This is a genomic window from Nocardiopsis sp. NPDC055879 (genome assembly GCF_053615935.1).
Genome location: NZ_JBSHCT010000009.1, coordinates 171,781 through 182,915 on the forward strand (window position 1 = coordinate 171,781; position 11,135 = coordinate 182,915).

At 70.1% G+C, this 11,135-nt stretch carries 11 protein-coding genes; 2 read left to right on the top strand and 9 right to left on the bottom strand.

Going from position 1 to position 11,135, the window contains the following annotated elements; genetic code table 11:
- Positions 1-102 precede the first annotated feature (102 nt).
- From ACWGKS_RS12900 to deoC, 4 genes are all read right to left on the bottom strand, one after another.
- The gene (locus ACWGKS_RS12900; protein WP_452522659.1) at positions 103-738 is read right to left on the bottom strand and encodes a GNAT family N-acetyltransferase; all 636 of its coding nucleotides are present in this window, start codon (positions 736-738) and stop codon (positions 103-105) included.
- 65 nt (positions 739-803) lie between these two features.
- Positions 804-1,742, bottom strand: coding sequence for an aldehyde dehydrogenase family protein (locus ACWGKS_RS12905; RefSeq protein ID WP_358515739.1), 939 nt, complete (start codon positions 1,740-1,742; stop codon positions 804-806).
- Entirely contained in the window at positions 1,735-3,165 is a 1,431-nt protein-coding gene (locus ACWGKS_RS12910; protein ID WP_358515736.1) for an aldehyde dehydrogenase family protein, read from the bottom strand. Before ACWGKS_RS12910 ends, ACWGKS_RS12905 begins: the two co-directional genes overlap by 8 nt.
- 2 nt (positions 3,166-3,167) lie before the next feature.
- Positions 3,168-4,115 carry a deoxyribose-phosphate aldolase gene (gene deoC, locus ACWGKS_RS12915; RefSeq protein WP_358515733.1) on the bottom strand — a complete coding sequence of 316 codons (948 nt, stop codon included), beginning with the start codon at positions 4,113-4,115 and terminating at the stop codon, positions 3,168-3,170.
- 358 nt (positions 4,116-4,473) lie between these two features.
- On the opposite strand from deoC, the gene ACWGKS_RS12920 reads away from it, so the two are divergent.
- Complete coding sequence (locus ACWGKS_RS12920) at positions 4,474-5,160, top strand: hypothetical protein (RefSeq protein WP_358515730.1); 687 nt, start codon at positions 4,474-4,476, stop codon at positions 5,158-5,160.
- Between the two features lie 22 nt (positions 5,161-5,182).
- Here the strand turns inward: ACWGKS_RS12920 and ACWGKS_RS12925 are convergent, their stop codons facing one another.
- From ACWGKS_RS12925 to ACWGKS_RS12945, 5 genes are all read right to left on the bottom strand, one after another.
- A complete protein-coding gene (locus ACWGKS_RS12925) occupies positions 5,183-6,442 on the bottom strand; it encodes a heparan-alpha-glucosaminide N-acetyltransferase domain-containing protein (protein WP_358515727.1) in 1,260 nt (419 codons plus the stop codon).
- A 174-nt stretch (positions 6,443-6,616) separates the two neighbouring features.
- Positions 6,617-8,614, bottom strand: coding sequence for an acetoacetate--CoA ligase (locus tag ACWGKS_RS12930; protein WP_358515725.1), 1,998 nt, complete (start codon positions 8,612-8,614; stop codon positions 6,617-6,619).
- 199 nt (positions 8,615-8,813) lie between these two features.
- Positions 8,814-9,491 (bottom strand): HAD family hydrolase, encoded by a 678-nt coding sequence (locus ACWGKS_RS12935; RefSeq protein ID WP_358515722.1) that lies wholly within the window; start codon positions 9,489-9,491, stop codon positions 8,814-8,816.
- Positions 9,492-9,544: 53 nt separating this feature from the next.
- The gene (locus ACWGKS_RS12940) at positions 9,545-10,189 is read right to left on the bottom strand and encodes a DUF4126 domain-containing protein (protein ID WP_358515719.1); all 645 of its coding nucleotides are present in this window, start codon (positions 10,187-10,189) and stop codon (positions 9,545-9,547) included.
- A gap of 120 nt (positions 10,190-10,309) precedes the next feature.
- Positions 10,310-10,555: a DUF2630 family protein gene (locus ACWGKS_RS12945; RefSeq protein WP_358515716.1), complete on the bottom strand. Its 246-nt coding sequence runs from the start codon at positions 10,553-10,555 to the stop codon at positions 10,310-10,312.
- A 281-nt stretch (positions 10,556-10,836) separates the two neighbouring features.
- Here ACWGKS_RS12945 and ACWGKS_RS12950 point away from each other — a divergent pair, with 281 nt between their 5' ends.
- Positions 10,837-11,127, top strand: a complete 291-nt coding sequence (locus ACWGKS_RS12950) for a metal-sensitive transcriptional regulator (protein ID WP_358515713.1) — start codon at positions 10,837-10,839, stop codon at positions 11,125-11,127.
- Positions 11,128-11,135: the final 8 nt, after the last annotated feature.

Genomic DNA, 11,135 nt, shown 5'->3' on the forward strand with positions numbered 1-11,135 from the left:
GGGGTTGCGGTTCGGGGGGGTGTGTGGTGTTGTGGGTGGGGGGGGGGGGCCGGCGGGGGCGGCGGCGCCGGGCCCCACGCCGGGCCGTTCATGGGGCCACGGTCAACGCGGCTCCGGGAGTCGTGGCACCGGGTGCGATCCGGTCTGTAGTGGCCGGGCGAACACGCGCTGGGGCCCGTGTTCGCCGGCGTCGTAGTGGCGACCGGTCGGTGCGAACCCGGCGGCGAGGTAGGTGCGTTCGCCGTCCTCGTTGCCCTCGTTGAGGCACAGGACGATCTGTTCGGCGCGGGGGGCGACCTGGACGACGAGCAGGTCGAGCAGCGGGGCCGAGCACGCGGTGCGGCCGATCCCCTTGCCCTGGTGTTCGGGTGCGACGTAGAAGGCGCGCAACAGCACCGCCTCGTCGGGTTCGTCGACGATCTCGCGCAGGACCCCGCGGCGGTCGATGATGCCGAACCCGACGCAGGCCCTCAAGGCGCCGGCGTGGTCGGACAGGTCGCCCTCGGTGAGGACGATGGCGTACGGGAAGCGTTCGGGGTCGTCGTCGGCACGGGGCAGGGTGTGCACCGCCTCGTCGACGAACCTGCGCTGCCCGGGGGCGACCCGTTGACGGGCCACCACCTCACGCAGCAGTTCGACCTCGGGGTTGTTGCGGTCCAGACGGACCAGGCGCAGTCCGGGGACCGTGCGGTGTTCGGGGACGGGGGGCTGAACCTCTTCGGGGGTGTTCACCGGCACCTTCATCCTCCACTCGCTGTCGGAGCGGACCCGCCTCGTTCGCGAAGCGGGCCCGACCGTCAGTCTTACACTCCGACCGGATGCCAAACCGTCTTGGTCTCCAGGAACGGCGTCAGGCGAGAGGTGCCGGGGTCGGTGTCGAGCCAGGCCTCCTCGCCACCGTCGGCCTCCGGTCCGGGGCGCAGTACCCGGGTGAGGGTGGTGGCGGCGGCCTTCTCGAACTCCACGGCCCGGTCGCCCGCACCCGCCAGGTCCAGGGCGTCGACGTCGGCGTGCGCGGTCAGGTGCGGGCCGAGCTCACCCACGTTCCCGGTGAGGATGTTGACGACCCCGCCGGGAACGTCGGAGGTGGCGAGCACCTCGGCGAGCTCGATCGACGGCAGCGGAGCGGTCTGGGAGGAGACCACCACCGCGGTGTTGCCGGTGGCGATGACCGGGGCCAGCACCGAGGTCAGGCCCAGCAGCGGCGCGCCCTGGGGCGCGAACACCACGACCACACCGGTCGGTTCGGGCGCCGAGTGGTTGTAGTACGGCCCGGCGACGGGGTTGGCGCCCCCGATGACCTGGGCGAACTTGTCGGTCCAGCCGGCGTAGTACACCCAGCGGTCCACGGCGGCCCGCACGTAACGGTCGGCCTTGGCCCGGGTGATCCCCTGGGCGGCGACCAGTTGCTCGGCGAACTGGGCGTGCCGTCCCTCCATGACCTCGGCGATCCGGTAGAGGATCTGGCCGCGGTTGTAGGCGGTGCGTCCGGACCAGCCGCCGAAGGCCTTGCGGGCCGTGGCGACGGAGTCACGGGCGTCCTTGCGGGAGGCCAGTGAGGCGTTGGCCAGATGGGTACCGTCCGCTGAGGTCACGGGGTAGCTCCTGCCCGACTCCGAACGGGGGAAGGCCCCGCCCAGGTAGAGCTTGTAGGTCTTCTTCACCGCCAGGCGGGCCGGGACCTCGGCGTCGACCTCGGCCGGGGCCCCGCCCTTCTTCTTGTTCTCGCGCCGCTCAGCCAAGGTAGGCCTCCAAACCGTGTCGCCCGCCCTCGCGGCCGTATCCCGACTCCTTGTAGCCACCGAAGGGGCTGGTCGGGTCGAACTTGTTGAACGTGTTGGACCAGATGACGCCGGCGCGCAGACGCTCGGCGGTCCAGAGCATGCGCGAGCCCTTCTCGGTCCACACCCCGGCGGAAAGCCCGTAGGGGGTGTTGTTCGCCTTGGTCACGGCCTCTTCGGGCGTGCGGAAGGTCAGCACCGAGAGCACGGGGCCGAAGATCTCCTCGCGGGCCACCCGGTGGGCCTGGCTGACGCCGGTCAGCACGGTGGGCGCGAACCAGTAGCCGGACTCGGGCAGGTCGCAGGCCGGCGACCAGCGCTCCACGCCCTCCTCGTCGGCGGTGGCGGTGAGCTCGCGGATCCGCTCCAACTGGGCGGCGGAGTTGATCGCGCCGATGTCGGTGTTCTTGTCCAGCGGGTCGCCCAGGCGCAGCTTGGCGATGCGCGCCTTGAGCCGGGGCAGGAACTCCTCGGCGATGGACTCCTGGATCAGCAGACGCGAACCGGCGCAGCACACGTGGCCCTGGTTGAAGAAGATCCCGGTGACCACGCCCTCCACCGCCTGGTCGATGGCCGCGTCGTCGTAGACGATGTTGGCGCCCTTGCCGCCCAGTTCCAGGGTGAGGCGCTTGTCGGTGCCGGCCACGGATCGCGCGATCTGTCGGCCCACCTCGGTGGAGCCGGTGAAGGCGACCTTGTCGGTGCCCGGGTGCTCGACCAGGGCCCGGCCGGTCTCACCCGCACCGGTGAGGATGTTGACCACGCCCGGGGGCAGGTCGGCCTCCTGGCAGATCTGGGCGAAGACCAGCGCGGTGAGCGGGGTGGTCTCGGCCGGTTTGAGCACCACGGTGTTGCCGGTGGCCAGCGCCGGGGCGATCTTCCACGCCAGCATCAGGAGCGGGAAGTTCCACGGGATGACCTGGGCGGCCACGCCCAGCGGTCTCGGGTTCGGGCCGAATCCGGCGTGGGCGAGCTTGTCGGCCCAACCTGCGTAGTAGAAGAAGTGCGCGGCGACCAGCGGAACGTCGACGTCGCGGGTCTCCTTGATGGGCTTGCCGTTGTCCAGCGTCTCCAGGACGGCCAGCTCGCGCGAACGCTCCTGGATGATCCGGGCGATGCGGAACAGGTACTTGCCGCGTTCGGCGCCGCTCATGCGGCCCCACACGGTCTCCTGGGCGCGGCGGGCGGCGGCGACGGCGCGGTCGACGTCGGCCGCCCCGGCCACCGCCACATGGGCGAGTTCCTCCTCGTCGGCCGGGTTGAGGTCGGTGACGTACTCACCGCCCTGGGCCGGGGTGAACTCGCCGTCGACGAACAGGTCGTAGGTCTCGCGCAGGCTGACGACGGAGCGGGACTCCGGTGCGGGCGCGTACTCGAAGATCACGGCTAGTCCTGCGTGTAGTAGTCGGGGCCCGGGTAGGTGCCGGTGGACAGCCTGGTGCGCTGCATGAGCAGGTCGTTGAGCAGGCTGGAGGCACCGATCCGGAACAGGTCCGGGGTGAGCCACTCGGGCCCGGCGGTCTCGTTGACCAGCACCAGGTTGCGGATGGCGTCCTTGGTGTTGCGAATGCCGCCGGCGGGCTTGACGCCGACGCGACGACCGGTCGCGGCGTGGTGGTCGCGCACGGCCTCCAGCATGATGAGCGTGACCGGGAGCGTGGCGGCCGGGGCCACCTTGCCGGTGGAGGTCTTGATGAAGTCGCCACCGGCGCGCATGGCCAGGTGGGAGGCGCGGCGCACGTTGTCGTAGGTGTTCAGCTCACCGGTCTCCAGGATGACCTTCAGGTGGGCGTCCCCGCAGGCCTCCTTGACCGCGACGATCTCCTCGTGCACCTTCAGGTAGTCGCCGGACAGGAACGCGCCGCGGTCGATGACCATGTCGATCTCGCTCGCGCCGTCGGCCACGGCCCGTCGGGTGTCGGCGAGCTTGACGTCCAGGGGCGCGCGCCCGGCGGGGAAGGCGGTGGCGACCGAGGCCACCCCGATGCCGGTGCCGCGCAGCGCCTCCACGGCGGTGGCGACCATGTCCGGGTAGACGCACACGGCGCCCACCTTGGGCACGGTGCGGTCGGCCGGGTCGGGCAGGGCCGCCTTGGCGCACAGGGATCGGACCTTGCCCGGGGTGTCGGCGCCTTCGAGGGTGGTCAGGTCCACCATGGAGATCGCCAGGTCGATGGCGACCGCCTTGGCGGTGGTCTTGATGGACCGGGTGGACAGGTCCTGGGCCCGGGCCCGGGCGCCGACCTCGTCGACACCGGGCAGGCCGTACAGATAGGCCCGAAGCGCGTGGTTCGTGGTCGCCTCGGGCGCGGTCGCGGTGTGTGACACGGGCACCTACAGCTTCGTCGGTTCACTGTGACCGTCCGCCACCGGTTGGGCGGGGACGGCGGGTCCCGGGTCGTCCGCGGGGGCTCCGCGTCCCGGCCGGGGCCGTCAGGCAGTCACCATAACCCCGGGCCCCGTCGGTGGCATCGCCTCGTGTGTTCGGGGTCATCAAGGTTGGAGAAATCTCTAAGGCTCATGCCATGTGATCGTTGTCCCTTCCTCCCAACAGGCGCTCGAAAAGCCCCAGAACGGCCCTTTCACCGGCCTGGTCCCCCGCCCTCGCCCCAGGCGCGGTCTAGACCGGACCACTCCCCTGAGCGACTCGGAGCGAGCGCGAACGTCGCGCCTCGCGGCTACGCTGGGCGCCATGGCGGAATTCCGGATCAGCAGCGACGACACCCAGGTCGACCTGCGCAAGATGGCGCTCGCCCTGGCCGAGTCCCAGGGGTGGGCGCGCGACGACGTGAGCGTCTGGGACAACCGGCGGGGTGAGGTGATCGTGACCGTCGACGACGCCCTGCTGCGCAAACCCGTCGCGGACCCCGAGCACCGACCACGGCACACCCCGCACGCCGTGCACGAGGCCTGTGAGCTGATCCGCCGGGAGGACCCGTCACTGCGGGGGGTGGACTTCGCCTTCCTCAAGGCCGAGTCGGCCCGCTTCTTCTCCGCCGGGTGGACCCTGGCCGACCTGCGGCACGCCCTCCTCGAACGCCCCGACGGGTCGGTCTGGGACCGGGGCGAGGAGTTCCGAGGCGGGCGTTGGTTCGTCCATCGTCTGGCCGCCTGGAAGACCCCCGACGGCGACATCCGCCCCTCCCTTTCCCAGGAGGCCTCCCAGCTGAGGGTGATCGGCAGGGCCGGGCTGCCCATGGACATCGGGCTGCCCGAGGACGCCGAACTCGCGCAGCGGCCGGTGGCCCGCCCGGAGGTGGCGCGCTCGGCCGCCGACGACGCCCGCCGACTGATCCGGCAGAACACCCGGACCACCACCGACTCGCTCGCCCACCGGGACCGCACCTCGGCCAACATCCGACGGCCCGAGGGCCGCTGAGCGCCTCGCTCGGTCGTCTCCCTCAGCCGCGCCGGTCCCGGCCGCCGGCCTCGTCCATCAGCACCACCGCGCCCTCGGCGACCTTGCCCAGACCGAGTTCGAGCGGTCCGCGCCCCAGCAACGGGCGCCACAAGGTCGCGAACACGAACGAGCCGAGGATGAACCACTCCAGGTAGAACGGTCCGCCCGCGGCGTTCTCCGGGTGGAGGGCGACGATGACCGCCAGGACGAGGATGTGCCCGGTGTAGACGGTCAGCGGCATCCGGCCCACCGAGGTGAGCGGGTACATCACGCGCGGCAGCCGCTCGGCCAGCAGCACGCAGATCACCAACACCAGCAACGCCTGGCCGACGGCCTCGAAGATCTCGAAGGTGGTCCCGGTGTGGGGGGTGCCCACCGCCAGCCACCACCAACTGTCCGTGTGCACCTGCCCGCTGATGCTGTGCATGGCGTCGATGGTGTTCCAGCGCAGTTCCTCGGCGGTCCCGGCGTCCACCGAGCTCAGCGGCGAACCGTTGAGGAAGGTGCTGTGGGCCTCGGTGAGCCGGTCCAGGCCGCCCATCGGGTAGAGCAGCACCCACGGCCCCAGGTAGCCGATGGCGGTCATGATCGCGCCGCCCACGGCCATGCGCACGCGCACCACCGTCGCGGTCAGGTCCGTGCGGCCCACCGCCATACCCGCGAACATGAACGCCATGAAGGTGATGGCCGGGTAGTAGCCGGTGAGGAAGAACTCCGAGAAGGAGGTGACGGCGCCGGTACGCGGCTGCGCGGGGAACAGGTCCTGGCGCAACAGGAAGGACACGATCGGACCGAACACGGCCAGGGTCGCGGCGGCGACCCACAACACGACCGCCCGAGCGCGGATCAACGGCAGCGCCAGGACGAAGAACCCGGCGTAGTAGGTGAGGATGATGGCCACCGGAACCGCGAGCGAGTCCAGGAACAGACCGAGCAGACCGATGGCCAGCGACCGGGCCACGATCTTGACCATCACCCGATGCAGTGGCCGGCCCGAGACCGGTTCGGCGCGTCCGCTCATCAGGGCCAGGGACACTCCCGCGAGGAAGGCGAAGAGCGCCGAGGAGTTACCCCGGACCAGTCCGTGCAGCTCCCAGCCCTGTTCCTCGGGCAGCAGCCCGAAGGAGACCACCCCGAGGTGGACCGCGAACATGCCGAAAACCGCGAGCGCCCGAGCGGCGTCGATGCCGTCGACACGATTCTTGGCGGGGGGACGGTCGTCGGGAAGGGTGCCGGTGTCGTCAGACTGGTTCTGTGCCACGTTTGTCAGGCTATGCCGACCGCGCGTGGGTCTCCAACGCCCTGACGTTCTCCTAACGGCCACACTCGGCCGGCCGAAAGGCCCGCCCACCGGGCGAACCTCGGGGCGTGGACCGCGTCCCCCGCCGAGCACCGGGTCCGGTGTTGGGCGGGGGACGACCGTTCGTGGGCCGGATCAGCCTCCGTCGACGATCTCGCTGAAGTGGTCCAACGCCTCGGGGTTGGCCAACGAGTCGCGACTGGCCACCTTCTCCGGGCTCTCACCCATGAGGATCCGCTTGACCGGAACCTCCAGCACCTTGCCGGACAGGGTCCGTGGCACGGCGGCGATGGCGCGGACCCGGTCCGGGACGTGTCGGGGCGAACAGTCGGTGCGGATTCTGCGGGCGATCTCCTTGGGCACGTCGCCCTCCAGGTCGGCGCCCTCGCGCAGCACCACGAACAGTTCGATCCGCGAGGAGCCGTCCTGCTGCGGGACGTCCACCACCAGGGCGTCCAGGACGTCGTCCAGGGCCAGGACCGCCCGGTAGATCTCACTGGTGCCCATGCGCACGCCACCGCGATTGATGGTGGAGTCCGAGCGGCCGTAGATGATCGCGGTGCCGCGGTCGGTGATCTCGATCCAGTCGCCGTGCCGCCAGATCCCCGGGTAGACGGCGAAGTAGCTGTCGCGCAGGCGTGAACCGTCGGCGTCGCCCCACAGGAACACCGGCATGGACGGCGCGGGTTCGGTGACCACGAGCTCGCCGACCTCCCCGACGAGCTCCTTGCCGTCGGGATCCCAGGAGGCCACCGCCATGCCCAACCCGCGAGACTGGATCTCGCCCTCGTACACGGGGAGGGTGGGGGTGCCGCCGACCAGGCAGCTGCAGATGTCGGTGCCACCACTGGTGGAGAAGAGCCACAGGTCGGGGCCGAGTTCCTCGTACACCCAGGAGAACGCCTCGGGGCTGAGCGGGGAACCGGTGGAACCGATCGCCTTGAGCGCGGACAGGTCGCGCCCCTCGCGCGGGACCACGCCCTCCTTCATGCAGGAGGACAGGTACCCGGCGCTGGTGCCGAACACGGTCACCCCGGCCTCGGCCGCCAGGTCCCACAACGCGTCCATGTTCGGGGCGGCGGGGCTGCCGTCGTACAGGACGATGGAGGCCTTGGTCAGCAACACGCTGACCAGGAAGTTCCACATCATCCACCCGGTGGTGGTGAACCAGAGGACGCGGTCGTGCTCCTGGGCGTCCAGGTGCAGGTTCAGGTTCTTGAGTTGTTCGAGGAGGATGCCGCCGTGGCCCTGGACGATGGCCTTGGGCAGACCGGTGGTGCCCGAGGAGTAGAGCACCCACAGGGGGTGGTCGAAGGGAACGGGGGTGAAGGTCAGTTCGGCGCCCGCGCCGGAGGCCACCAGGTCGGCCCAGGGAAGGACTCCCGCCGACTCGGCCTTGGGGGTCAGGTGGTCGAGCAGGACCGTGCGTTCCACGGTGGGCAGGGCTCCGCGCAGTTCCTCCACCACGGAACGACGGTCGAAGTCCTTGCCGCCGTACCGGTAGCCGTCCACGGCCAACAGCACCTTCGGTTCGATCTGGGCGAACCTGTCGATGACGCTGCGCACGCCGAAGTCGGGTGAGCAGGAGGACCAGATGGCGCCGAGGGAGGCCACGGCGTAGAACGCGGCGGCCGTCTCGGGCAGGTTCGGCAGGTAGGCGGCGACCCGGTCGCCCTCGCCCACGCCGAGTTCGCGCAGCCCGGCCGCGATGGCGGCGGTGCGCTCGCGCAGCTCGCCCCAGGTCCACTCGCCGAGTCCGCGCAGTTCGGTGGCGTGCCGGATCGCGACGGCGTCGTCGTCACGGCCCTCGAAGATGTGCCGGGCGTAGTTGAGGGTCGCGCCGGGGAACCACCGCGCCCCGGGCATGCTCCGGTCGGCCAGGACCGTCTCGTAGGGGGTGTCGGCCCGGACCCCGTAGTAGTCCCAGATGGAGGCCCAGAACCCGTCGACGTCGGTGACCGACCAGCGCCACAGGGCGTCGTAGTCGAAGTCCCGTGCCTCGGTGGAGTCGCCGCCGAAGGCATCGACGCCCTTCTCCCGTGCGGCCCATCGTGCGAACGCCACGATGTTGGCGGAGTCGATCCGCCGCTCGTCGGGTTCCCAGAGCACACGGGGCACGCTGCTCTCCGTCATTGGCCCGCCTTCCGATCGCGTGGCTTTGCGTTGCTTCGAGACCCATCTAACAGCACGCCGTGCTCGCGATCACGGGCCGGCCCGACCTAGTGGATTCCATGGAGTTCGCAGGTCACCACGGTCGTGGAAGTACGTGGGAACCCCACTTCCGAAGTCCTGGAAAGAGTGGGGTTCCTACGTTGACCCATGGCCGATCGACTCAGTTCAGGGACTTCACCATGGCGACGGCTTCGGCGGGCGAGTCGACGACCACGGCGCCGGTGGCCTCCAGACGCTCGCGGGACATCAGTCCGCCGGCGACCAGGATCGGCTGCGCGCCGGCCTCGCGGGCGGCGCGGGCGTCGTCGTCGATGTCGCCGATGAGGACGACCCGGGTCGGGTCCAGTTCCTGGTGGCGCAGGTGGTGGATCAGGTGCTCGGCCTTGGAGTCCTGCTCGGTCTCGAACCTGCGTCCGTCCACCCGGGTGAAGTACGAGGTGAGCCCGCGTTCACCGATCAGCGGGACCAGGTGGTCGTGGGAGGCCATGGACAGCAGCGACTGGGTGCCGCCCGTGCCGGTCCAGTCGTGCAGGACGTCGGGGACACCGGGTGCGAGGTCGCATGTGGGCAGGTACTTCACGTAGTTGGTGTCGTACAGTTCCTCGGCCCGGTCCCACTCCCCTTCGGCGAAGGAACGTCCGAGGAGTTCCTCGTAGCAGGAGACGAGCGGGCGGCGGAAGATCGAACGCCAGTACTCCAACTCCACGGGTTCGCGGCCGAACCCCGCGCAGACGGCGTTGACCGCGGCGAGGTTGGCGTGGTTGTCGTCCAGGAGGGTTCCGTTCCAGTCCCAGACGATGTGGCGGGGGTCGCTGTTCTCGAAAGTCATCTCAGGCATCGGATGCACTTTACGGCCACGGGCCGATTTCCGGTATGCGGTTTCGGCCACCCTCAGGCGGGGTCTCCCAGGTCACGGCCTTCCCGATCGACCGACCGACGTTCCGCGCGGATCCGTCGGCGTCGGCGCACGACCCACACCGCGAACAGCACCATCAGCGGGAACACGATGAGGATGAGCACCGGTAGCAGGATCGCCATCACCGAGGTCAGGAAGCTGACGACGTCCTCCAGGAAGGAGACCACCGGGGCGGCCACGCCGAAGCTCATCGCGTTCATCACCGGCCGGGCCAGCGCCTTGACCACGTGGAAGGCCAGCGCGATGAGGGCGCCGGCGATGACCGCGCCCCACGCCACCCCGCCGGAGCCGGCCGCCGCCCCGGAGGCCTCACCCGTGATCTCGGCCAGTTCCACCGTCGAGGCGCCCGCCCCGAACGTGATGCCACCGGCGGACGGCCGGACCACGGTCTGAACGGCGTCGTTGAGGCTGTCCAACGCGGGGATCTTGTCCGCCGCGAACTCCACCACCAACAGAACGGTGAGGCTGATCAGGGTGATCGGGTGTTCCAACCAGGTCCAGGAGGGGCCGAGCGGGACCAGCTCGGTGAATCGGGCGATCAACCCCACCAGAAGCAGGGGGACGTAGGCGTTGAGCCCGGACGCGGAGGCCAGGCCCAACCCGGTGAGGGTGGCGAACATGCGGTTCCTTCGTGCACGACGGACAGGAATCGGCGCCGGCTCCTCGAAGCCGGCGGTCATCCATGTTGACGCTCCGGAAGGGCCTCTGGTTGTGGATTGCGCGTAACGGCCGGCGCCGAGTCACTGTCGGTAGTTCTCGACCTCGGAGACCGGCCGGACCTCGGCGTCGTCGGGGTCCCGCCCGAACTCGTCCTTGGCCCGTCGCTGACGCAGCAGGTCCCAGCACTGGTCGAGCGCCTCCTCGACCTCCTTCATCCGACCGCGTTCGGCCGGTTCCAGTCCACCGGGTGTGGAGCGGAGCGCGTGCTCCTCGTCCATCAACCCGCGGATGGTCGTCATGATGTCCTGTTCGGCGCTGTCGCTCATAACGCCATGGTCCGCGCGCTCCGGAGACCGGGGCAAGGGCCGGGCACCCCGGGTTGTCCGGTTCGGACCGAACATTTACGCGAGGCCGGGAACGGCGTCGGACCCGTGACCCGGGGCCGAAGGTCCCGGCGGTCTGGGAAACTCCTACTACGGCCGCGTTGGTGGTGTTTCGTTCCGGGTCGGCGGCCGGCCGGGCGGAATAGACCACGAGGCCCCGCCCTTGAATACCTTTAGGGGGTATTGTTATGGCAGTTGAGCAGGCACAAGAGGGAAACGGCGGCATGACGGCGAACCACGGTTACAGCCACGACAAGCAGAGCCACGTCAACCGGCTCCGCCGCATCGAGGGCCAGATCCGTGGCCTGCAGCGCATGGTCGAGGACGACCAGTACTGCATCGACATCCTCACCCAGACCTCCGCGGTCAACAAGGCGTTGCGTTCCTTCGCCCTGTCCATGCTCGACGAACACCTCAAGCACTGCGTCGCGCACGCTGTGGCCAGCGGCGGCGAGGAGGCCGAGGAGAAGGTCCGCGAGGCCTCCGAGGCCATCGCCCGCCTGGTCCGTTCCTGACGACCGTC

Excerpts from the sequence above, each read along its gene's own strand:
- ACWGKS_RS12920 (WP_358515730.1), top strand. The coding sequence starts at position 4,474 with ATGGCGGAATTCCGGATCAGCAGCGACGACACCCAGGTCGACCTGCGC.
- ACWGKS_RS12930 (WP_358515725.1), bottom strand. The coding sequence starts at position 8,614 with ATGACGGAGAGCAGCGTGCCCCGTGTGCTCTGGGAACCCGACGAGCGG.
- ACWGKS_RS12935 (WP_358515722.1), bottom strand. The coding sequence starts at position 9,491 with ATGCCTGAGATGACTTTCGAGAACAGCGACCCCCGCCACATCGTCTGG.
- ACWGKS_RS12940 (WP_358515719.1), bottom strand. The coding sequence starts at position 10,189 with ATGTTCGCCACCCTCACCGGGTTGGGCCTGGCCTCCGCGTCCGGGCTC.
- ACWGKS_RS12945 (WP_358515716.1), bottom strand. The coding sequence starts at position 10,555 with ATGAGCGACAGCGCCGAACAGGACATCATGACGACCATCCGCGGGTTG.
- ACWGKS_RS12950 (WP_358515713.1), top strand. The coding sequence starts at position 10,837 with ATGACGGCGAACCACGGTTACAGCCACGACAAGCAGAGCCACGTCAAC.